Here is a 21,545-nt window from a genome sequence, read left to right as displayed (position 1 = left end):
CTCAAGACCGTCCGTGGCTCAAATGGGTTGAGATTCTTGTCGTGTTCGCGCTGTTGATTGGAATCGATTTATTCTTTAATCTGGGCACGATTCAAAATGAGTTGAACTTGTTTTATGCGGCCGCCATCTTATTCGCCTTACGATACGGCACTATCTTCGGCTTAATCAGTTTTGGCATCTTGCTCCTCTATAAAGTGTTATACACCGGCTTAATGGGAGGGGACATCTTCCTCTTGTTCTACGATACAAACTCACTTCTTACACTGTTTTACTACTTCGCCATCACCGTCATCGTCGGGTTGTTCAGCACCTCATTTCGAGAGCGTTATGAAATCAGTCAGTTCCGCAATGAGGAACTGAAAGATGAGAACACGTATTTGAAAGAGACCGTCGATTTACTCAACACTTCGCAAACGACACTTCGTCAAAAACTACTTCAATCCGAATACAGCTTGAACCAATTGTATGAACTTGCCGTATCGCTCGACTTGCCACACCCGGAACTGATTCGAAGCGAAACGATTCGCCTGCTGAAAAAGACGTTTTTAGCGAGCGATGTCGCCATTTACCACGTCGACCGCTCCCAGAAATCGATGCGCCTCTTGATTCGGCAAACCGAAACGAAAGAGTTCCCGCAAACGATTTTCCTTGACGAGGCGTCAAGCATGTTCAAACGGTTCTTCCAAGTCCAAGAGACGACACTCCGTCAGCTCGATGATGAGGACACGGACCCGATGTTGCTCGCGCCGATCGTCGTGGACGGACAGACACGTGAAGTCGTCGTCATCAAACGCTTGCCGCTCCGCAAGTTGACGACCGATGACTTGCACGTCTTGAATATCTTATTCTCGTGGATTGGGACGCGCGTCCAAAACGCCGAAAACCTGATTCGCAAAGAGCAGCACGAGAAAATGCATAAAGGCACCTCGTTCTATAAGAAAGAGGCGTTCACGGAACTGGTCGCCATTCAAGAACAAAAGAAACTTCACCACGGACAGCCGTATATCGTGCTCGATTATGCGCTCGGCTATGAACCGGTCTCGCTCGAGAGTATCGAGGCCATCGTCCACTCGTATTTACGGGAAATCGATGTCGTCGGCTACGATCCCGAAGACAACAAGCTGTTGCTGTTGCTCCCCGGGACGAGTGAAGAACACCGTCAACGGATTTATGATCGGATCGAAGGGATTTTGATCCAGAAGGGAGTGTGACGGGATGGAGCCGACGGTTCGTTTCGGATTGATTGGGATTTATGTCGTTCACGCCGTGCTCGCCTTCGTCTTGCTAATCGTGTTGAAACGAAAGATGAAAGCACCCGACTATGGGGTCGCGGTAGCGGCCCTCAGTTTCGGACTGTTCCTACCGTTTGTGGCCGAATTTGCCGTCTTTGCGGTGTATCGTTTGGCTGAGCGCTTTGGGCGGAGCGGTCTGATTGAAGACTATGACGACTATATCGATTTCAAAGTCGTCAACTATGAACAGATTCGTCATGAAGCGAATAGTAGCGCGCACTTGTTACCGCTCACCGATGCCATCAATTCCAAAGATCCGGCCATCCGAAAACATTCGATTTTGACGCACGTCAACCAGTCGATTGACCAGCAAGGGAAATATTTGCAGATGGGTCTCGAGAGCAAGGACAGTGAGACCGTCCACTATGCGGCAGCGACGATGAATATCTTGATCGATCAGTATGAACAAGAACTGAAATTAGCGAAACGCGAGTATGATTTAGGGAATCCGGACACGATTCAACGGCTCGCGACAATCTATAAACGGATGATTCATAGCGAGCTCATCACTGAGGTCATGTTGAAGGACAAGCAGACCGCATGGCTTGAAGAATTGTTAAAAGTAAAGACGCTCTATCCGCCGGCACCATGGATTTATGAAGACTTGAACGAGATTTATCTCACGTTACAGCATCCGAAAGAGCAATTGAACATCCTGAAGGAGTACGTCCATCATTTCCCTGAACGAATCGAGGCCCACCTCATGCTCATCAACTTCTATTATGAGCGGGAGCGTTGGAACGAAGTGAAGGCGGTCATGTTTATGATGCAGACCCAGTTTTCGCTCGAGGATGTGCCGTATGAGTACCGACTGTTGTTTGAAGAATGGAGTGACACGACATCATGGAAAAACGAACTGTAATCTCATTCTCGCTCTTCATCGTCTTATTTCTAGTCATCGTCGGTGCGATTCAATACTTACGGATTCATTCGCTGCACACGTTACTGCCGAACGTCGCCGAGCAGCAGATGAATATCGATCAATTGAAGAGTGATGCGTCAGCGAAAGCGGGCGAACATCAACTTCAAATTTATCTCGTCCGGGATGAAGGAGATTTGGCGGTCGAGACGGCGGACAATCTGCGTCACGGCTTGCAGTACGCGAAGCTCGACGTGCGTGAAGTCAGTCCTGGTGTCGTCGGATCGATTGCGCCTTCTCCGTATACGATTATCATTTTTACCGGAGAAGATTCATCGAGATGGCCGTTCGTCGCGATGAAGCGTTACGTCGAACAGGGCGGCAACCTCGTGTTCGCGAACCGGTTCAAAGACCCCGCGTGGAACGCGTTGACCGGGATTGAAGAAATTGGTGAGTATGTGCCGGACGTATACGGCTTGAATTTCGAGGAGACGATTTTCCCGGGCTATGTCGACTTGAATCCGCCGGACGACCTGTTCGTTCATAGCGTCGTCGACTTTGCGATCGCGGATGACGCCAACGTCATGTTGTCAGCCGAAGGTTTCCCAATCCTGTGGGAATACGGAGTCGGCGAAGGGAACGTCCTATACTGGAACACGACCATCACGAACCAAAAGATGATTCGCGGGCTGTTCGTGCAGACGCTCGGCACGATGCCACCGGCGTTCGTCACGGCACAAGCGGCCATCAAACTCATGTACATTGATGATTTCCCGGCACCGGTCATGGATGGGAAGATGAAAGATGTCTCTGCCACCCCGCTTGATAAATCCGTCAAAGACTTCTTCGCCGAAGATTGGTGGGAAGACATGGTCGATTTAGCGAAAGACGACGATGTGATTTATACAGGTGCCATGATTGGGACGTATGAGGAAGAGATGGAACTTGTCGATGAGCAGTTGATTAAGCGCGGCGAGTTTCCGATGTTGTATTTCGGGCGAAAACTGATTGCCCACGGCGGTGAAATCGGCCTGCATGGCTATAATCATCAGTCGCTCGTCACGGCCGATGAACCGATTGATCCGACGTATGGATATATCCCGTGGAAAGATAAAGACGAGATGAAACGGTCGTTATTACAGGCCGAATCCGTATTTGCGAACTATTTCCCGGCCGAGACGCTCAAGTCATACGTCCCACCGTCGAACGCGCTCAACCGGACCGGGGTCGATGCGATTGCCGAGGCGTTGCCGGAACTTCGTACAATCGCCTCGCTCTACACCGGAGAACCGGAAAGCGGGGATTTCGTGCAAGAGTTCGAATTTGATGCGACGCACCCGAATCTCTATCATTTCCCGCGCGTGACGAGCGATTACGGGGAAGAGCGCGGCTCGATTTTTCAGATGGTCGATGCAATCGCCAACTTCGGCGTGTTTTCACACTTCATTCACCCGGATGATGTCATCGATCCAGACCGGGCCTTCGGACGGGACTGGGATACGATGTTCACGAGCCTGCGAAAAATCGTCCATGACGTGAGAGACCAATATCCGCATCTCGAAGCGTATACGCAACATTACGCGACCGAAAAGATGATCACCTACCAACAAGCTGATTTGAACGTCACGTTCGATGAGTCGACGGTCTATTTGGCCGGGGAAGGGCTCGTCAACCCGTCTCATTTTACGATTCGCCTGAAACCGGGCCAGTCACTCGAGACAGGAAAGTTTGATTTCGGGACGGTCGAGCAGTGGGAGGCCGACCGACCGCTCTATCTCGTCAAACTGACATCGGCGAACGCTGAGATCGACATCAAGGGGGAAGCGCAATGAAAATCGGACTTGTCTTAGAGGGCAGTTATCCGTACGTGAGCGGAGGCGTATCGAGCTGGACGCAGACGTTAATCGAGGCGATGCCCGAGGTGTCGTTTGAAATCATCTCGATTCAACCGACCGAGAAACGGCCAGAAGACATGAAATACGCGCTCCCTCCGAACGTCTCCGGCATCACCCATCTGTATTTGAACGACGTAGGTGAACGCGCGAGGGGACGATTGAAGTGGGGTGCCGACGACGAACAGAACGTGTCGGATTGGCTCATGTTAAGAAGCCCGAACCGGCAAGCGTTGCGACTACTCGGGAAAGAAGTGCCTTCGAGCGAGGCGTTTTTCGCGAGCGAGTTCTTTTGGCGCAACGTGAAGGCCGCCTACGCCGAAGAGATGAACGGCGGCTCGTTCATCGACTATTTCTGGATGTGGCAAAGCATGTACACCCCGATTTTGCGGGTGCTCCATCAGCCGCTCCCGAAAGTCGACCTCGTCCATTCCGTATCGACAGGTTATGCCGGGGTAGTCGCTTCCTACATGAAAGAGACGCAAGGGATCCCGTTCATCTTGACCGAGCATGGCATTTATTCCCGTGAACGCGAGGAAGAAATTTTACAGTCGTATTGGATTCCGGCGCCGTATAAGCCGAGATGGGTTCGGTTCTTCCACCACTTGTCCCGCGAGGCGTATAACGCGGCCGATGAGATTATCACCTTGTTCGAGCGGAATCGCGAATATCAGGAATGGATCGGCGCCCCGAGCGAGAAGACGAAAATTATCGCCAATGGGATTGCCGACCGACAAATCCAGGCGACGGTCGATCGTCCGGAGCACGACCTCTTTCAAATCGGTGCCATCGTCCGCCTCGTTCCCATCAAAGACTTGAAGACGATGATTTACGCCGCCAAGATTTTGCAGGAGCGGCATCGTCTGTTCAAACTGACAATCATGGGTCCACTCGACGAGGATGAAGAATATGCGGAAGAGTGCCGTCTGCTCATCGAACAGAGCGGATTGAGCGATTATGTCGAACTGGCCGGGAAAGTGGACGTCCAAACGTATTTGCCGACCTTTGATCTACTACTCCTGACGAGCATCTCGGAAGGGCAGCCGCTCGCGATTCTCGAAGGCATGGCCGCCGGGATTCCGTGGGTCGCCACCGATGTCGGCGCCTGTTCCGAGCTTTTATACGGACGAGCGGATGACCCGTTTGGTCCGGCCGGTTTCATCGTGCCACCGGTTCATCCGGAAGCGGTCGCCGACAAAGTCGAATGGATGATGGATTACCCGCAGGAACGAATGCGGTTCGGCAAGAACGGACGGGAGCGGGTCCGCCAATATTATCGTCTCCAACAAGTCGTGGACCGCTATAAGGCTATCTATGAAGCGAGGAGGGAACAGTATGGCGGGCATCGGGTTTAAGTTACAGAAGTTGTTCCAAGAAGACTACTATTCGTCCCGGCTGAAGGCGTACACGTTCTCCGGCCTCGTCACATCCGGACCGTGGTTGATTGTCATCTTGGTCGTCGGTACGATTCAATGGTTGGCGTTCCAAATGCCGACGTTGTCGCTCGCCGAACGGACGCTCTTCATGATCTCGGTCTCGTACGCGTTCATCTTCTCGCAAATCTTGTTCAGTTTTCAACAGCTCGTCGTCACCCGATACGTGGCGGACTTGTTTTATGAGAAGAAGGCACATGAGATTTTCCCGGTGTTCACCGGGATGCTCAAAGTGACGATTCTCGCGGCAAGCTTGCTGTATAGTATCTTTTGGCTATTGTCGCCGCTCGATTTTCTGTACAAACTGACGTTGTTCGTTTTATTCATGACGATTAACGTCATCTGGGTCATGTTCTTGTTTTTAAGTGCCGCCAAGTATTATCAAGCGGTGGCCTATAGCTTCCTGCTCGGCGGACTTATCTCGGTCGGGAGCGTCTATGCGATTAGCCGTCTCATGGTCGACCCGTCGAGTCTCGAGCTGTTGCTCGGTTTCACGGTCGGGATGATTGTGACGTTGTTCGGGTTGTTCTTCGCGATGCTCCGGACGTTCCCGCTCCGTTACGCGGTGAAAGAGTTCTCGTACTTCAAGTACTTCGACCGCTATCCAGACTTGTTCGCCATCGGCGTGTTGTACGTGCTCGGGATTTGGGTCACGAATTTCATCATCTGGTTCGGTGAAGGACGTGTGATCATCGCGGACTCGTTCTTGTTCAACCCGTATTATGACACGGCCATCTTTTGGTCCTACTTGACGATTATCCCGACGCAGCTCTTGTTCGTCGTCGCTGTCGAGACCCGGTTTTATGAGCGCTACCGTACGTTTTATGGATTGATCAACTACGGTGGGGCACTCCATCAAATCGAGAAGGCGAAACAGACGATGACGTCCGTATTGAAAAATGAGTTGATTCGACTCGCACGGAGCCAAGGCGTGGTGACGCTGTTCGCCATCCTAATGGCGGGCGTGTTCGTCAGTTGGATTGGTGTCCCGGATGAGATCGGTCAAATCTTTCGGATGACGACGCTCGCGGCGTTCGCGAATGCGATGATTCTCATCTTGACGTTGTTGTTGCTCTATTTCGAGGACCGGCGCGGGGCGTTGTTCGTCAACATCTCGTTCTTCACGTTGAACGCGTTGTTCACGTTACTGCTCTTGCCGCGCGGCATCGATTGGTACGGTGTCGGCTTTGCCGTCAGCACGACGATCACGTTCTTCTTGGCCGGCCTGCGTTTGATTTATTATATGGGCAAAGTTGATTATTACGTGTTCGCCGCCTCAAACCGGCGCAAGCTCGGCACCGAGCGGTTCTCGCAAATGGGGACGTTGTTGAACCGGCGATTCTCACGATAAAGGGTTTTCAGTACGGAGAAAGACTGATATGATGTGGTCGTAGATGACCGAATTTCATAATGTTTACCACTAGGGGAGTCGCGTGACGCGGCTGAGATGGACGAGGTCCAGACCCTTTGAACCTGATCTAGTTCACGCTAGCGTAGGGAAGTGGGCGAACCGATTGTTTTCGTACACTTTGTGTAAATCCGACGCCGCTTCCGTTATGGAAGGCGGCGTCTTTTTTGATTACAAAGGAGGAGAAAACATGACATTCACCGCACATTTACGACAAGAGGCCGATGCCTTGTTTCAAGCCAGCTTTGACCATCCGTTCGTCCGCGAGCTCGGAACGGGTGAACTCGACGAGGCGAAGTTTCGGCATTACGTCATGCAAGACTCGTATTATTTGAATCAGTTCTCGAAAGTACAGGCGAAAGGCGCGACACTCGCCCCGAACATGGAAGTAGCGAGCCGCTTTTTGACGCACGCGCTCCATACCATCGAAGCAGAGCATGCGCTGCATCGTGAGTTTTTCACCTTGCTCAACGTGACGGAGGCGGAGTGGGCGACGTTTGAGCCGGCCCCGACGGCTTACGCCTATGCGCTCCATATGCAACATGCCGGTCCAACGCTCGGTGACGTGCTCGCAGCAATTTTGCCGTGCTATTGGGTTTATTACGAGATTGGCGAACGCATGAAAGACACGACACCCGACCACCCGATTTATGCGACGTGGATTGCGACGTACGGGTCGGAATGGTTCCGCGACCTCGTCGAGGAACAGATTGAACGGCTCGACGTGCTCGCTGGGCAGGCGACGGCGGAAGAACGGGTCCGGTATCAACAGCTGTTCTTGAAGAGTTGTTATTACGAGCATGCGTTTTGGGAGATGGCGTGGACGCTCGAGTCGTGGGATTTACCGGCGGGGGTGACACGATGAAGCGCGACTTATGGGACAAAGTCAGAGCCGAACGGCCACTCATCCACAACATCACGAATATCGTCGTCGCCAACTTTTCAGCGAACGGGTTGCTCGCCATCGGGGCGGCCCCGGTCATGGCGTCCGCGGTCGAAGAAGTGGCCGAGATGGCGTCTTTAAGCGATGCGCTCGTGCTCAATATCGGTACACTCGATGCAATGACGGAACGTACGATGATTCGAGCCGGACAGGCGGCGAATCAAGCAGGTAGTCCGATCGTCTTCGATCCGGTTGGTGTCGGGGCGACCTCATTTCGGCGCGACGTCGCCCAGGCGATTCTGCAATCTGTCCGTGTGACGGTCATCCGTGGGAATGCCGGAGAAATCGCGACATTGATTGGTCTCGACGCGGCGGCGCGCGGCGTTGACGCTGGGGAAACGCGGGATGATTTGAATCACATCGCGCGTGAAGCGGCTAAGCGCTACAACTGTGTCGTTGCCGTGACCGGAGAGACGGATATCGTCAGTGACGGGGACGTGACGATTGAAATTAAAGGCGGCACTGGCGCGATGGCCCGGACGACAGGGACCGGTTGTTTACTGAGTGCGGTCGTCGGTGCGTTCCTTGCGGTCGAACGGGATGCGGTTACGGCCACGGCGACAGCGCTAGCCGGTTATGCCCGGTGCGGGGAACTCGCTACCGCTTTGGCCGACGGGCCGGGTGACTTCCCCGTTCACTTCTTGAATGAGCTCGGCAAGATGACGGCGGTCGAGTTGCCGAGTGACCGCATCGAGGTGGTGTCATGATACGGCAGCAAGTGTTGACGATTGCCGGTTCGGATTCGGGCGGTGGCGCTGGCATTCAAGCTGATTTGAAGACGTTTCAGGAGCTCGGTGTGTTCGGCACGAGCGTCTTGACGGCCGTCACGGCCCAAAACACGCGTGGGGTGCATGGGGTCGAGGCGGTGTCACCGGAACTCGTGACGCAACAACTCGATGCAATCGGTTCAGACTTTACGATTGCGGCGTGCAAGACCGGGATGTTGTTCGATGCGGCGCGCATCGAGGTGGTCGCTGATGGGGTGCGGCGTCACACATTCAATCGGCTCGTCGTTGACCCGGTCATGATTGCAAAAGGCGGGGCCTCGTTGCTTCAGGATTCGTCGGTCCAGGCGCTCAAGACATCCCTCTTGCCGCTCGCGACCGTCGTCACGCCGAACGTGCCGGAAGCGGAAGTGTTGACGGGGATGACGATTCGGACGTTTGAAGACAGCATCGAAGCAGCAGAACGGATGTTAGCGTACGGTGTCCGTGCCGTTATTTTAAAAGGGGGACATCTCGATGGCGCAACTGCGGACGATTTGGTCATGACGGCGTCAGAGGCGTTCCTCCTGTCGGCCCCGCGCATCCAGACGAGTGACACGCATGGCACCGGTTGTACGTTCTCGGCAGCGCTCACGGCGGAACTGGCCAAAGGCCATTCTATCCTCGAGGCGACGGTGACCGCCAAGCGATTCATTCAAAGCGCGATCACGCATGGACTCGATATCGGTGCCGGACATGGACCGACGAATCACTGGGCGTATGCGACACATGGAGAGGCAGGTGTGACGCTTGAATCCATCACAACGAACCATCGCTGAGCAGTTGCGGCTTTATTTTATTTGCGGAACCGCAAACGCGGAAGACATGCTCCAGACGGTGGAAACGGCACTTCAATGTGGCGTGACATGTTTTCAATTTCGCGAAAAAGGTAAACATGCACTGTATGGGGATAAAAAAGAAGCGATGGCGAGAGCGTTGCAAACACTCTGCCGCTCATACGATGTTCCGTTCATCATCAATGATGACGTCGACCTAGCAGAGCGCATCGATGCCGACGGCGTTCATATCGGACAGGATGATGCCGAGGCCGCACGCGTTCGTGAGCGAATCGGCCCGGACAAATGGCTTGGTGTCTCGGTGCACACGCTCGAAGAAGTAGCGGCGGCCATCGAGCATGCGGATTATGTGGGCATCGGTCCGGTCTACCCGACGAATTCGAAAGAAGACGCCGGGGCAGTGAACGGGACGATGCTCATCCGCCAAGTTCGAGCCTTGTATCGAGAGCTGCCAATCGTGGGGATTGGCGGCATCTCACCGGAACACGTTTCGATGATTCGGAACGACGGGGCGGACGGCGTCGCCGTCATCTCGGCCATCGCTTCTGCACCGGATGTGGCCATGGCCACACGGCGTTTCGCTTGTCTCTGAATTCAACTTGAGGAGGAAGACAGATGAACGTATTTGTAATAGGCGCGAATGGACAGATTGGAAAACAGCTCGTCGAACGATTGCACGAGGAAGGGAAGCATCAAGTCACGGCGATGGTGCGGAAACAAGAGCAACTCGACGACTTTACATCGAAAGGCTATCAAGCCGTGTTAGGCGACCTCGAAGGTGACGTGTCGTCACTTGAACAGGCGATGTCTGGGATGGACGTGGTCGTCTTTGCGGCCGGTTCAGGCGGCAGTACCGGAGCCGACAAGACGCTGTTAATCGACCTTGACGGCGCGGCGAAAAGTATCGAGGCGGCTCAGGCGAACGGGAATGTGAAACAGTTCGTCATGGTCAGCGCCTTGAAGGCGGAAGATCGTTCGGCATGGCCGGAAGAGATGAAACCATACTATGTCGCGAAGCATCATGCCGATCGTTTGCTCGAGGAGAGCGGGCTCACATACACGATTGTCCGCCCGGGTGCACTGACAGATGATGCCGGTACGGGCAAGGTGAAGACAGGCGACGTCTCGACCGGTGAAATTCCACGTGCGGACGTGGCAGCCTTCTTGGCACACGTCATCGGGCATGACGCAGCCCATAATCAAGCAATCGACCTTGTCAAAGGTGACACGGCAATCGAAGACACGTTTTGAACTACCCCCACCTACGCTTCACTTGGAGGTGGAGGATTCCTGGGTGATCCGGCCTAACGACCGGAACCTGATCAGGCTAGCCCCGTCGTCCCGACGGTTGAAGAGGCCAGGATGCGCTCGGCCTCTCGTTTCAAGTTAAGTCCCGCGTTCACATCGCGGTCGTGGTGGGTCCCACAACCCGGGCACGTCCATATGCGCAGACCGAGATGCTTCACGTCTTTGTGTCGATGGCCGCAACTCGAACAGAGCTGGCTCGAGGCGAACGTCTTGCCGACCTTGACGACGGTCTTGCCGTACCAGCCGGCCTTGTATTCGAGCATACGGAAGAACTCCGACCAGCTGACATCGGAGATCGCTTTGCTGAGCTTGCGGTCCTGCTGCATGTCCTTCACCTGCAGGGTCTCGATGCCGATGACGTCGTGGTTTTTGACGATCTCGGTCGACACCTTGTGCAGGAAGTCGGTACGCTTGTTCGCGATCTTCTCATGGATGCGGGCGACCTTGCGCTTCTGCTTCTGGTAGTTCTTTGCCTCCGACAGCTTGATGTTCCGGTTCAGGGCGATGAGCCGACGCCGCGACAGCTTGCGCTGCTCGCGGGCGAGCTTCTCCTCGAGCGAACGGAAGTAACGGTCGTTTTGGTACACCGTGCCGTCGGACAGGATGGCGAAGTTTTTGAGTCCGACGTCGACGCCGACCGAGGAGCCGGTCTTCGGCAGCTCGTCGATCTCCTGCTCGACGAGGAGGGAGACGAAGTGTTTACCCGTCGCGTTCCGTCGGATCGTGGCGTTCAAGATGCGGCCCTCGACCTGTTTCGAGTTGGCGAAACGCACCCACTTCAACTTCGGCAGCTTGAGCCGGTCGCCGACGATCGACACCTCGGGAAGTTGGGACTTGCCCTGGATGTTCGTCTTGTAGGACTGGACGGGGTTCCGCTTCGACTTGAACCGGGGCCGTTCGTTCTGCCTCTTGAGGAAACGGTCATATGCATCGGCCAGGTGTTTGACGCTATTTTGCACAGAGGTGCTATCGACCTCCATCAGCCAGTCGAACGCTTGCTTCAAGAAAGGGATTTCTTTCGAGCAGGAGCCGTAGGACAGTCCTTTTCCCGTCGCCTCGTAGGTCTCTTCCCACTTCGCCAAGAAGTGGTTGAAGACGAAGCGTGAACAGCCGATCGTCTTGGCGATCAGGATCTCCTGCTCTCTTGTCGGATAAATCCGAAATCGATATGCTTTATGCTTCAACATGATGCTCACCTCCTTTAGGTATTTATACCCAAAAGAGAGGTCGGCGATTCATCGCCCACTTTCACTTGGGCTTCGCCCTTAACGTTTAGAAGTGGGCGTATTCTCGCCTATTTTTGATAAACGAGATGACGACAGCGAGCGGACTTGGTTCCGCTCGCTTTTTGTATGGATGTGTCCGCGCACTCGAGAAAGGATTCGCTTCGACCGATAGAGAAAGTAAGAGATGGATTTGTTTGAAGAAAGGGGTCTATCCGTGACCACACTATTTCTCTATATGGCCGTTTATTTACTTCCGGCTTTCTTATTGAGCCACCTTGCCCTTGATGTTTTGCTCCGGAACCCTCGCCAAGTCGAGCATCGACTGCTCAGCCTGTTCGTATTTGGCTACGCGATGTTGTTCTTGGCCGAGTTTGGACGACATCTGTCCCCAATTGAAGCCAGTCCCGCCTTCGTCACCTATTGGTTCGGCAACGCTGGCATTTTGATTTTTGTGTGTTCCGTCCACTTCATCGTCAAAGTGACGGGAGTCGGGGCGAAACTGCCGAAATGGATGTATCCGTATGTCATCTATTTGCCGCTCGTGCCGGTCGCGTTGACGTTCATCCGCCAAGAGAACATTTTGAACAGTCAGCGGTTCGACCAAGTCGGCGTCTGGATTTATCCTGAGTTCAACGCATCGTATTTGACGACGATGACCGTCGGCAACGTGTTCCATTTTCTCATCATCCTGTTACTCGTCTATGCACTCAAACGCGCCGATCGGACCGAGCATCAACGTGTCCTGCGCATGCTCATTTGGACCGCTGTCGCCGTCCTCATCTGGGACATCGTCTTCGGCTATTTCCAGTTCCGTGGCATCATGCCACCGTATGCGTATATGTATGGGGGCCTCGTCTGGACGGTCGCCCTCGTCGTGGCGATGAACCGACTCGATTTCCTCGCGTCTTATGCGAAACGATACGGTACCCTCTACAACTTGAATCCATCGGCAATTCTCCTCGTCGACGACACCGGTCGCATCGAGAGTGCGAACCCGGCTGCGCGTATGTTGTTCCATACCGTCCGAGTCGTCAATGAGCGTTTCATCGATTTATTGCCCGAGAAAAAGCGGGACGAATGGTGTGAACACTACGCTCAACATTTTAATGCGCAAAAGAAGTTTCTCGAGTTCGAGACGAAGATTCAGACAAAATCAGGACAAGAGCGGTACGTCGTCATCGACGGGGACTTCGTCTATATCGACCAGAAGATTCATGGCATGATTTTGATTCGGGACGTCCATACGTTCAAAGAAGCCGAGCAATCGATTCGCTTCTTCGCCTATCACGACCCGCTCACGAAACTCGCGAACCGTCGCGCGTTTTATGAACAGGCCGATCAGGCGTTACTGCAAGCGGATACGCTCGCGCTCGTCATTCTCGACCTCGATGGTTTTAAAGGTATCAATGATACGTACGGCCACCAGGTCGGTGATGATTTCCTCGTTCATCTCGGTGTCCTGCTCGAAACGGTGACGCCGGAAACGGGTCTCGCCTCGCGGGTCGGCGGTGATGAGTTTTATATGTATTTGACGGATGTCGAAGCAGACGAGATCGTCGCGTTCGTCGAACGATTGCAATCCGAATTGGCCGAGCGGCCGTTCCGACTCGGACGGGAGACGATTCCGATTCGAGCGAGCATCGGGGTCAGCGTCGCACCGGGTCAAGGGTCAGATTTAGACACGCTTATTCACAAAGCCGATCAGGCGATGTATCAAATCAAGCAACACGGTAAAAACGACTATGCGATTTATGACGAGGTGTTACACGGACCGAAATAACGGGAACGAGAATGAAGATGGTACCTTGATAGAGGAGGAGACGATATGACTGAAAAACCGTTAGTGACGATGCGCGCCGAAGGGGAAGCGACGAGTGTGAAGACGACGGTGCACGTGCGTGACCTCGAGCCGTTCGTCGTCGATGAGCCGGAACGTCTCGGCGGAACGGACGCCGGTCCGAATCCGCTCGAATATTTGCTCGGGGCGTTGTCGTCGTGTACGACAATCATGATTGCCTACGTGGCGCAAGATCAAGATTTCAACTACGACGGAGTGACGTTCGTAACTGAAGGAACGCTCGACCCGCGCGGCTTCCAAGGCGTTGAAGGAGTACGGACGTATTTTGAGAAAGTACACGTCAACATCGTCCTCGATACGACCGAATCGGATGAACGGATTGCGGCGCTCCAGAAAGGCGTCGAAGCTCGTTGTCCGATCCATAATTTGATGCATGCGGCCGACGTCGACATCACGGCGACGTGGACACGGAAGTGAGGATGGGGCGACCCATCCTTTTTTTGATGCAGACAGGAATGTTTGCCGACGAGCACGAACAAAAAGAGACATGAGAAAGGAGGCTGTCATGGATATTCGCTCGATGACGCGACAAGACGCCCACGCGATTCAAGCGTGGACGTATGAGTCGCCATATGACTTTTATAATCAAGAAGCTTCAGCGGAAGGGCTGGATGAACTGATGGCCTATCAGGCCGTCCATGACGGTACACTGATCGGTTTTTACTGTCTCGGCCGATACGCACAAGTGCCGAACGATACATATGTCTACGATGACACATACATCGACCTCGGTCTCGGCATGCATCCGGACCGAACGGGGCAGGGAAACGGCCGTACGTTCGTCCAGTTGGTGATGCAAGAAGCGGCGCGCGAAGGCAAACCGCTCCGGTTGACGGTGGCCGCGTTCAACGAGCGGGCGATCCATCTCTATGAGCGGCTAGGATTTCAACAGGTCACTTCGTTTGAAAAAGGGTCGACCCGTTTTCTCGTCATGACCCGGTAATCATCCGTACTGTTTCTGGTGGGCTTTCTTTCGCTTCAAATAGTCTTCATCTGCTCGAAGTTGGTCCCATCGTTCCTTGAAGATGCGGGCCGATTCCGCCTTTTCTTCATCGATTCGTCGGTCGTGGATGTCGCCGTCGTCCTTATATTTTCGTCCGCCTTTATAGTTGGCGTAACGTCTCGCCCGGGTATAGCCCATCTGGATGAATTTGCGGGCCATATCCATTCCGACGAAATCATCGTTGGCCCGGTATTTTTCGAACAGCTCCATAATCTCATCAGCGGACTGTTTGGCGATGTCTGGCGTCTTGAAACGCCAATGGGGGAGAATCTCACTTTTATACGGTTCGACGAGTAGGACGCCTTGTTCACCTCGTCCGACTCGATACAGCTCCGGTTGTTTACGGAAATCAATCGTTTCAAAATCTAAATCATAATCAAACGGCATCGTCATCCCTCCTCATGGACTCATTCCCGGAACGAATCCGAGGGAAACGACAGAAAGGAAGAACAAGATGATTCAACTTGATACAGACCGGCTCCAGTTGCGGGCGTTTCAACTCGAGGACGCTGAACAGATGTTTCGATACGCGCAAGACGAGCGGGTCGGACCAAAAGCAGGATGGGCGCCGCACAAATCGGTCGAGGAGACGCGTGACGTCATCCGGCTGTTCCAACAAGACCAAGACGTCTGGGCCATCACGTTAAAAGAGACGGGTGAAGCCATCGGCAGTCTCGGGTTGCACGACCGCCGGCCGGACCCTGAGATTCAGCATGACCGGCAACGCGAGATCGGGTATGTCCTCAGCCCGGACCATTGGGGGCAAGGGTACATCCCGGAGGCCGTTCATGAAGTGATGCGTCACGGTTTTGACGACCTCGACCTCGAGCGCATCTGGTGCGGTCATTTCGACTTCAACGACCAGTCGCGCCGTGTCGTCGAAAAGACAGGATTCACACACGTGTTCACGACATCCCAACAGTTGACGCGCTTAGATGGGCGCACTGTGCAGAGCCTCATCTACGTCGTGACGAAAGACGAGTATGAGGAACGCCGGGCTCAATGATGAGCCCGACGTTTTTTTGATGCCGGAAAATTAACACTTGATATGTAACCGGTTACACATTATGATGTGTTTGTAAGCGTTACCAAAAGGAGGGGACGAGATGGCAACAATCAAACAAGTGGCCAAACGGGCGAACGTTTCTGTCGCAACCGTGTCTCGTGTCATGAACAATAACGGCTATGTGAGCGCTGAAGCGAGGGAAGCCGTGGAACGGGCTATCGCCGAGCTCGAATACGCCCCAAACCGGGTGGCTCGTTCGTTATTCACCAAAACGTCCGGGCTAATCGGATTGATTATGCCAGACATCACCAACCCGTTCTTCCCGCAGTTGGCCCGCGCGATTGAAGACGTGGCCAATCAACACGGCTATCAAGTCGTCTTGTGCAACACGGACGAGCAACTGGCAAAAGAACAGTCGTACTTGGTCGCGCTTCAGACGATGCATGTCGACGGTCTGATCATCACGACGAACCATTCAGACAACCCGAACTACGAAAAGTTAGAGTTGCCGATGGTCGCGCTCGACCGAATCGTCAAGTCTGGCATTGATGCCGTCATCTCAGACGGGTATGAAGGCGGTCGCCTGGCGGCGGAGACGCTGTTGAATTGTGGTGCGACAAGGCTCGCTCATATCGGCGGACCTGAACAGCTGCAGACGGTGAAGCGACGGACGGATGGGTTCCTTGACGTCGCGGGAGATCGTCTCGTCGGCATGACGCATTCGAGTTTCACGTTCAAAGAAGCGCTCACGGCGGCGCAAACGCTGTTTGATGAGCATTGGCCGTTCGATGGATTGTTCGCCGCCAATGACGTCATCGCGGCCGCGGTGTTGCAGGAAGCGGTGCGTCGGAATGTGCGTGTGCCGCAAGATTTGCAAGTCATCGGTTACGATGGCATCGAGCTCGGTGAGATGACATCGCCGCCGCTCACGACGATCTCGCAACCCATCTATGAGATGGGACGACGTGCGACCGAGCGACTCCTCGACTTGATTGAGAAGAAGGAGTCCGTTACGAAAGAAATCTTGTTGCCTGTCACGTTGACGGAGCGACAGACGACGATCCGAAAGGGGCATGACACATGAAGCGAATTGTGGTCATCGGTAGTGTATCGATGGATTTAGTGGTCACGACAGACAAACGTCCGCAGGCAGGAGAGACCGTCATCGGACAGGCGTTTCAGACGGTGCCCGGAGGAAAGGGCGCCAACCAAGCGGTCGCCGCCGCTCGACTCGGAGGAAGAGTCGAGATGGTCGGATGCGTCGGTTCCGATGAGTTCGGGCAACGTATCCGCCAAAACTTTGAACAGAATGAAGTCGGGACCCAACACCTGCGGACGATTGACGGCGAAGTGACCGGGACGGCGCATATCGTGCTTGCCGAAGGCGATAACTCGATTGTTGTCGTTCAATCGGCGAACAAACAGGTCGTCTTCACGGAAGCCGAGCTCGAACAGTTGATTGATGACGAGTCGCTCGTCTTGCTCCAGCTCGAGATTCCGATTGCGACGGTCGAACACGTGAGTGCACACTGTCGCGCCCGCCAAATCCCGGTGCTGTTAAATCCGGCTCCGTCACAACCGCTCACGGATGAACTGCTCGAGCATGTGACCTACGTGACGCCCAACGAGCATGAGTGCCGAGATTTGTTCGGAGATGTCTCGCTTGATGAGGTACTGCGCCGCTATCCGAACAAACTGATTGTGACCGAAGGGGTCAACGGTGTCCGCTTCTTTGATGGCGAGACGATTCAGCACGTTCCAGCCATTCAAGCCGATGTCGTCGATACGACGGGGGCAGGGGATACGTTCAACGGGGCCCTCGCAGCCGCCCTGATGGAAGGAAGCGAGTTACGTGAAGCGGTACGCTTCGCTGTCGTCGCTTCAGGATTGAGCGTGGAAGGGTTCGGGGCACAAGGCGGCATGCCGAACCGAAATGACGTCATGAGACGATTGGAGCGAGTGTGATGAAGAAACATGGGATTTTGAATAGCCATTTGACCAAAATCTTTGCGGACTTGGGTCATACGGACACGGTCGTCATCGCGGACTGTGGACTACCGATCCCGAAAGGTGTCGAGCGAGTTGATTTGGCGCTTCGTCTCGGTGAACCGTCGTTCCTCGATGTATTAGATGCGGTCGAGGCGGACATGGTCATCGAACAGATTACCGTAGCCGATGAGGTGTTCACGGAGAACGAGCCGATCGCAAAAGCGTTGACCGATCGATTTGACACGGTTAAAACTTGTTCACATGAAGCGTTCAAGCGTGAGGTCGAACAGGCGAAAGTCGTCATCCGGACAGGGGAAGCGACTCCGTATGCGAACGTCATTTTACATGCCGGCGTCATATTTTAAGGAGGGGTTCGATGCACATCCAGTTGAAGCGCATCCATAAGTCGTTTGGTCCGGTCAGTGTATTGAAAGGCGTCGACTTCGAATTGTTACCCGGCGAAATTCATGCATTGATGGGCGAAAACGGTGCCGGTAAATCGACACTCATGAAAGTGATGACCGGGCTTCATCCGCTCGATGAAGGGGAAGTCGTCATCGATGGGGCCGTCCGGCAGTTCAAACATCCAAAAGAAGCCGAGCGCGCTGGCATCGCGTTTATTCACCAAGAGTTGAACATACTACCGGAGCTGACCGTGATGGAAAACTTGTTTCTCGGACGGGAATTGACCGGTCCGTTCGGTGTCATCAAGCAGCAAGAGATGAAGCGTCGGGCGCGGGAGTATTTGGCCGAGTTGAACGTGTTCATGGAAGTCGATCAGCTTGCCAAACAATTATCTGTCGGACAACAGCAGATGATCGAGATCGCCAAAGCGCTCATGACGGATGCGAAAGTCATCGTCATGGACGAACCGACCGCCGCACTCACCGACCGCGAGATTCGAGCGCTGTTCTCGGTATCTCGGGCATTACGTGACCAAGGCGTGTCGATCATCTATATCTCGCACCGGATGGAAGAGATTTTTGAACTATGCGATCGCATCACGGTCCTCCGCGACGGCGTGTCGATTGGGACACATCGCATCAATGAGACATCGTTCGAAGAAATCGTTAAAGAGATGGTCGGGCGAGAGATTGGGGAACGCTATCCGAATCGGAACGCTACGATTGGCGACGTCGTACTTGAAGTCGATGGATTGATAGGTAACCGGTTCCACAATGTCTCGTTTGATGTCCGGGCCGGTGAAATCGTCGGTTTCTCGGGACTCATGGGAGCTGGACGCACCGAAGTGATGCGTGCCTTGTTCGGAGCCGACCGAGCCAAAGCAGGCATCGTCAAACTGAACGGAACCGAAATCCGAATCAAGCAACCGGCAGACGCCATCCGACACGGCATCGCCTTCTTGACGGAAGACCGAAAAGGCGAAGGGTTATTGCTCGACTTCACGTTACGTGAGAACTTATCGCTGCCGACGCTCGAGAAACGAGCGAAGGGGACCATCATCTCACGGCAAGCGGAAGAACAGTTCGCGGACGGTTATTTGAAAAAGCTGCGCGTCAAGCATCATTCGATGGAGCAGAAAGTGAAGTCGCTCTCGGGCGGGAACCAACAAAAAATCGTCCTCGGCAAATGGCTCGGCGCCGAGCCGGACGTCTTGATTCTTGATGAACCGACGCGTGGTGTCGATGTCGGGGCGAAAAAAGAGATTTATACAATCATGAGTGAGCTTGCTGAGTCGGGCGTCGCCATCATCATGGTGTCGTCGGATTTACCCGAGGTACTCGGGATGAGCGATCGGATTGTCGTCATGCGAGAAGGTGTCGTCACCGGAACGTTGGCAAAAGACGAGGCGACGCAAGAAAAAGTCATGACATATGCGACAGGAGGACAATGATATGGAATTGAAAGCAGCGACTGCATTAGGTCGACCGCAAAAGCTCGGTTGGGGACAAAAACTCGGACCGTTATTCGGATTGCTCGCCATCATCGTTGTGGTGACAGCGCTCGAACCAGGTTTTCTCTCGTTGAACAACATCTTTAACGTCCTACGCCAAGTGTCCATCAACGCCTTGATTGCGTTCGGGATGACGTTCGTCATTTTGACAGGCGGTATCGACTTATCGGTCGGTTCGATTCTCGCCTTGTCTTCGGCGTTCGTCGCCGGCATGATGGTCGATGGACAACATGCGGTCATGGCGATCGCACTCGGATTGATCGCCGGTGCCGTGCTCGGTGCGTTCAACGGCGCCGTCATCACATACGGGAAAGTCGCACCGTTCATTGCGACGCTCGCGACGATGACGATTTATCGGGGTTTGACGCTCGTCTATACGGACGGTCGTCCGATTACCGGGTTAGGCGACTCGACGTGGTTCGAACTGCTCGGACGCGGTTACTTCTGGATCATCCCGGTGCCAGCCGTGACGATGTTGATCGCTTTCGGTGTGTTGTACTTCATTTTGAAAAAGACGACGTTCGGTCGTCATACGTACGCGATTGGCGGCAACGAGGAAGCCGCCAAACTGATGGGCATCGGGGTCAATAAAGTCAAAGTCTTGATTTACTCGTTGTCGGGTACGTTAGCGGCGCTCGCCGGCATCATTTTAACATCGCGTCTCAACTCGGCCCAACCGACGGCCGGGACGTCTTATGAACTTGACGCCATCGCAGCGGTCGTTCTCGGGGGAACGAGTCTTGCGGGTGGACGAGGCTGGATCGTCGGGACGCTCATCGGGGCGCTTATTATCGGAACGTTGAACAACGGCTTGAACCTTCTTGGCGTCTCATCGTTCTTCCAACTTGTCGTGAAAGGTGCCGTCATTTTGTTCGCGGTATTACTTGATCGGAAACAAAACGCTTAATCATCGAAAGGGGAAAACAGAAGATGAAAAAATGGACAGCTTGGCTACTCGTATTGACAATGGTCGTCATGGCAGCTTGTTCGACGGAACAACCGGGGACAAGTTCGGAGCAAGAGACAAAAGACGGGGACTTCAAAATCGGGCTCTCGATTTCGACACTAAACAACCCGTTCTTCGTCGCGTTGAAAGACGGTGCGGAAGAGCAAGCAACTGAACTAGATGCGACACTTACGGTGGCCGATGCGCAAAATGATGCAGCCAAACAAGTGAGCGACGTCGAAGACATGATTCAAAAAGGGATGGACTTGATTCTCATCAACCCGACGGATTCGGAAGCAGTCGGTGCAGCCGTTCAAAGTGCGAACGATGCGGGCATCCCGGTCATCACAGTCGACCGTAACGCCGAGTCAGGCGACGTGGTCGCGCACGTGGCGTCAGATAACGTCGCTGGTGGGAAGCTCGCAGGTGAATATATGGTCGAACTCGTCGGTGAAGGCGGGAAAGTCGTCGAGCTCGAAGGCATTCCAGGAGCGTCAGCCACGCGTGACCGTGGTCAAGGGTTCAACGAAGCGATTGACGGAAAACTTGACGTCGTTGCCAAACAGTCGGCTAACTTTGACCGGGCCCAAGGGTTGACGGTCATGGAGAACATCCTACAAGACAATAAAGACATCGTCGCGGTATTCGCTCATAACGATGAGATGGCGCTCGGTGCCGTTCAAGCGTTGAACAGTGCTGGCTTGAACGATGTCAAAGTCATCGGCTTTGATGCGACGGATGATGCCGTCAAGGCGGTCGAAGACGGAACGATGGCCGCGACGGTCGCGCAGAAACCGACGGAGATTGGAAAACTCGGTGTCGAGGCTGCTGTGAACCACTTAAAAGGGGAGACAGTGGAAGAGAACATCCCGGTCGACCTCGAATTGATTAAATAATATGAACAGC

Annotated in this window: 22 protein-coding genes and 1 riboswitch; of the genes, 20 read left to right on the top strand and 2 right to left on the bottom strand. The window is 54.0% G+C overall.

Annotated features, from left to right (window positions below; all coding sequences use genetic code 11):
• Window positions 1-41 precede the first annotated feature (41 nt).
• From KNP85_RS12080 to KNP85_RS12035, 10 genes are all read left to right on the top strand, one after another.
• Window positions 42-1,211: a GAF domain-containing protein gene (locus KNP85_RS12080; protein ID WP_021065923.1), complete on the top strand. Its 1,170-nt coding sequence runs from the start codon at window positions 42-44 to the stop codon at window positions 1,209-1,211.
• A gap of 4 nt (window positions 1,212-1,215) precedes the next feature.
• Window positions 1,216-2,154: a tetratricopeptide repeat protein gene (locus tag KNP85_RS12075; protein WP_021065924.1), complete on the top strand. Its 939-nt coding sequence runs from the start codon at window positions 1,216-1,218 to the stop codon at window positions 2,152-2,154.
• Window positions 2,136-3,983, top strand: coding sequence for a DUF2194 domain-containing protein (locus KNP85_RS12070; protein WP_029594503.1), 1,848 nt, complete (start codon window positions 2,136-2,138; stop codon window positions 3,981-3,983). Before KNP85_RS12075 ends, KNP85_RS12070 begins: the two co-directional genes overlap by 19 nt.
• The gene (gene pelF, locus KNP85_RS12065) at window positions 3,980-5,398 is read left to right on the top strand and encodes a GT4 family glycosyltransferase PelF (RefSeq protein WP_214715748.1); all 1,419 of its coding nucleotides are present in this window, start codon (window positions 3,980-3,982) and stop codon (window positions 5,396-5,398) included. Before KNP85_RS12070 ends, pelF begins: the two co-directional genes overlap by 4 nt.
• Complete coding sequence (pelG, locus tag KNP85_RS12060; RefSeq protein WP_214803259.1) at window positions 5,379-6,827, top strand: exopolysaccharide Pel transporter PelG; 1,449 nt, start codon at window positions 5,379-5,381, stop codon at window positions 6,825-6,827. Before pelF ends, pelG begins: the two co-directional genes overlap by 20 nt.
• 61 nt (window positions 6,828-6,888) lie before the next feature.
• A riboswitch (TPP riboswitch) is annotated at window positions 6,889-6,993 on the top strand.
• An 81-nt stretch (window positions 6,994-7,074) separates the two neighbouring features.
• Window positions 7,075-7,749, top strand: coding sequence for a thiaminase II (tenA, locus tag KNP85_RS12055; protein WP_214715733.1), 675 nt, complete (start codon window positions 7,075-7,077; stop codon window positions 7,747-7,749).
• On the top strand, window positions 7,746-8,534 hold the full coding sequence (thiM, locus tag KNP85_RS12050) for a hydroxyethylthiazole kinase (RefSeq protein WP_214715722.1): 789 nt from the start codon (window positions 7,746-7,748) through the stop codon (window positions 8,532-8,534). Before tenA ends, thiM begins: the two co-directional genes overlap by 4 nt.
• The gene (gene thiD / locus KNP85_RS12045) at window positions 8,534-9,370 is read left to right on the top strand and encodes a bifunctional hydroxymethylpyrimidine kinase/phosphomethylpyrimidine kinase (protein ID WP_214715861.1); all 837 of its coding nucleotides are present in this window, start codon (window positions 8,534-8,536) and stop codon (window positions 9,368-9,370) included. The genes thiM and thiD overlap by 1 nt, the downstream gene beginning before the upstream one ends.
• Window positions 9,342-9,980 carry a thiamine phosphate synthase gene (gene thiE, locus KNP85_RS12040; protein ID WP_214715720.1) on the top strand — a complete coding sequence of 213 codons (639 nt, stop codon included), beginning with the start codon at window positions 9,342-9,344 and terminating at the stop codon, window positions 9,978-9,980. Before thiD ends, thiE begins: the two co-directional genes overlap by 29 nt.
• A gap of 23 nt (window positions 9,981-10,003) precedes the next feature.
• Window positions 10,004-10,639: an SDR family oxidoreductase gene (locus KNP85_RS12035; RefSeq protein WP_214715718.1), complete on the top strand. Its 636-nt coding sequence runs from the start codon at window positions 10,004-10,006 to the stop codon at window positions 10,637-10,639.
• 71 nt (window positions 10,640-10,710) lie between these two features.
• On the opposite strand, the gene tnpB is transcribed toward KNP85_RS12035, so the two are convergent.
• Window positions 10,711-11,883, bottom strand: coding sequence for an IS200/IS605 family element RNA-guided endonuclease TnpB (gene tnpB / locus KNP85_RS12030; RefSeq protein WP_029594511.1), 1,173 nt, complete (start codon window positions 11,881-11,883; stop codon window positions 10,711-10,713).
• Between the two features lie 253 nt (window positions 11,884-12,136).
• On the opposite strand from tnpB, the gene KNP85_RS12025 reads away from it, so the two are divergent.
• From KNP85_RS12025 to KNP85_RS12015, 3 genes are all read left to right on the top strand, one after another.
• Window positions 12,137-13,702, top strand: a complete 1,566-nt coding sequence (locus KNP85_RS12025) for a diguanylate cyclase domain-containing protein (protein ID WP_021065933.1) — start codon at window positions 12,137-12,139, stop codon at window positions 13,700-13,702.
• A gap of 45 nt (window positions 13,703-13,747) precedes the next feature.
• A complete protein-coding gene (locus tag KNP85_RS12020; protein ID WP_021065934.1) occupies window positions 13,748-14,197 on the top strand; it encodes an OsmC family protein in 450 nt (149 codons plus the stop codon).
• 88 nt (window positions 14,198-14,285) lie between these two features.
• Window positions 14,286-14,723: a GNAT family N-acetyltransferase gene (locus KNP85_RS12015; RefSeq protein ID WP_021065935.1), complete on the top strand. Its 438-nt coding sequence runs from the start codon at window positions 14,286-14,288 to the stop codon at window positions 14,721-14,723.
• Here the strand turns inward: KNP85_RS12015 and KNP85_RS12010 are convergent, their stop codons facing one another.
• The gene (locus KNP85_RS12010; RefSeq protein WP_214803257.1) at window positions 14,724-15,170 is read right to left on the bottom strand and encodes a DUF4385 domain-containing protein; all 447 of its coding nucleotides are present in this window, start codon (window positions 15,168-15,170) and stop codon (window positions 14,724-14,726) included.
• 67 nt (window positions 15,171-15,237) lie between these two features.
• Between KNP85_RS12010 and KNP85_RS12005 the strand changes: the two genes are divergently transcribed.
• From KNP85_RS12005 to rbsB, 7 genes are all read left to right on the top strand, one after another.
• On the top strand, window positions 15,238-15,789 hold the full coding sequence (locus KNP85_RS12005; RefSeq protein WP_214803255.1) for a GNAT family N-acetyltransferase: 552 nt from the start codon (window positions 15,238-15,240) through the stop codon (window positions 15,787-15,789).
• Window positions 15,790-15,889: 100 nt separating this feature from the next.
• Complete coding sequence (locus tag KNP85_RS12000; protein ID WP_029594517.1) at window positions 15,890-16,873, top strand: LacI family DNA-binding transcriptional regulator; 984 nt, start codon at window positions 15,890-15,892, stop codon at window positions 16,871-16,873.
• Window positions 16,870-17,754, top strand: coding sequence for a ribokinase (gene rbsK / locus KNP85_RS11995; protein ID WP_214803253.1), 885 nt, complete (start codon window positions 16,870-16,872; stop codon window positions 17,752-17,754). The genes KNP85_RS12000 and rbsK overlap by 4 nt, the downstream gene beginning before the upstream one ends.
• Complete coding sequence (gene rbsD / locus KNP85_RS11990) at window positions 17,754-18,143, top strand: D-ribose pyranase (protein ID WP_058765022.1); 390 nt, start codon at window positions 17,754-17,756, stop codon at window positions 18,141-18,143. The genes rbsK and rbsD overlap by 1 nt, the downstream gene beginning before the upstream one ends.
• A gap of 11 nt (window positions 18,144-18,154) precedes the next feature.
• Window positions 18,155-19,633: a sugar ABC transporter ATP-binding protein gene (locus KNP85_RS11985; RefSeq protein WP_214803251.1), complete on the top strand. Its 1,479-nt coding sequence runs from the start codon at window positions 18,155-18,157 to the stop codon at window positions 19,631-19,633.
• Window position 19,634: 1 nt separating this feature from the next.
• Window positions 19,635-20,600 (top strand): ABC transporter permease subunit, encoded by a 966-nt coding sequence (locus KNP85_RS11980; protein ID WP_021065942.1) that lies wholly within the window; start codon window positions 19,635-19,637, stop codon window positions 20,598-20,600.
• A 23-nt stretch (window positions 20,601-20,623) separates the two neighbouring features.
• Complete coding sequence (gene rbsB, locus KNP85_RS11975) at window positions 20,624-21,535, top strand: ribose ABC transporter substrate-binding protein RbsB (protein ID WP_021065943.1); 912 nt, start codon at window positions 20,624-20,626, stop codon at window positions 21,533-21,535.
• Window positions 21,536-21,545: the final 10 nt, after the last annotated feature.

The organism is Exiguobacterium sp. s194 (genome assembly GCF_018618275.1).
Lineage (GTDB): Bacteria > Bacillota > Bacilli > Exiguobacteriales > Exiguobacteriaceae > Exiguobacterium > Exiguobacterium chiriqhucha.
Note: the sequence above shows the minus strand (reverse complement) of the source record. Positions and strands in the feature narration are given on the sequence as shown.

Bases quoted from the DNA above. Each gene is read 5' to 3' on its own strand.
- tenA (WP_214715733.1), top strand. From the start codon at position 7,075: ATGACATTCACCGCACATTTACGACAAGAGGCCGATGCCTTGTTTCAA.
- rbsD (WP_058765022.1), top strand. From the start codon at position 17,754: ATGAAGAAACATGGGATTTTGAATAGCCATTTGACCAAAATCTTTGCG.
- KNP85_RS12075 (WP_021065924.1), top strand. From the start codon at position 1,216: ATGGAGCCGACGGTTCGTTTCGGATTGATTGGGATTTATGTCGTTCAC.
- KNP85_RS12035 (WP_214715718.1), top strand. From the start codon at position 10,004: ATGAACGTATTTGTAATAGGCGCGAATGGACAGATTGGAAAACAGCTC.
- thiM (WP_214715722.1), top strand. From the start codon at position 7,746: ATGAAGCGCGACTTATGGGACAAAGTCAGAGCCGAACGGCCACTCATC.
- KNP85_RS11985 (WP_214803251.1), top strand. From the start codon at position 18,155: ATGCACATCCAGTTGAAGCGCATCCATAAGTCGTTTGGTCCGGTCAGT.
- KNP85_RS12010 (WP_214803257.1), bottom strand. From the start codon at position 15,170: ATGCCGTTTGATTATGATTTAGATTTTGAAACGATTGATTTCCGTAAA.
- KNP85_RS12015 (WP_021065935.1), top strand. From the start codon at position 14,286: ATGGATATTCGCTCGATGACGCGACAAGACGCCCACGCGATTCAAGCG.
- pelG (WP_214803259.1), top strand. From the start codon at position 5,379: ATGGCGGGCATCGGGTTTAAGTTACAGAAGTTGTTCCAAGAAGACTAC.
- KNP85_RS12000 (WP_029594517.1), top strand. From the start codon at position 15,890: ATGGCAACAATCAAACAAGTGGCCAAACGGGCGAACGTTTCTGTCGCA.
- pelF (WP_214715748.1), top strand. From the start codon at position 3,980: ATGAAAATCGGACTTGTCTTAGAGGGCAGTTATCCGTACGTGAGCGGA.
- KNP85_RS12070 (WP_029594503.1), top strand. From the start codon at position 2,136: ATGGAAAAACGAACTGTAATCTCATTCTCGCTCTTCATCGTCTTATTT.
- KNP85_RS12005 (WP_214803255.1), top strand. From the start codon at position 15,238: ATGATTCAACTTGATACAGACCGGCTCCAGTTGCGGGCGTTTCAACTC.
- rbsB (WP_021065943.1), top strand. From the start codon at position 20,624: ATGAAAAAATGGACAGCTTGGCTACTCGTATTGACAATGGTCGTCATG.
- KNP85_RS11980 (WP_021065942.1), top strand. From the start codon at position 19,635: ATGGAATTGAAAGCAGCGACTGCATTAGGTCGACCGCAAAAGCTCGGT.
- rbsK (WP_214803253.1), top strand. From the start codon at position 16,870: ATGAAGCGAATTGTGGTCATCGGTAGTGTATCGATGGATTTAGTGGTC.
- KNP85_RS12020 (WP_021065934.1), top strand. From the start codon at position 13,748: ATGACTGAAAAACCGTTAGTGACGATGCGCGCCGAAGGGGAAGCGACG.
- tnpB (WP_029594511.1), bottom strand. From the start codon at position 11,883: ATGTTGAAGCATAAAGCATATCGATTTCGGATTTATCCGACAAGAGAG.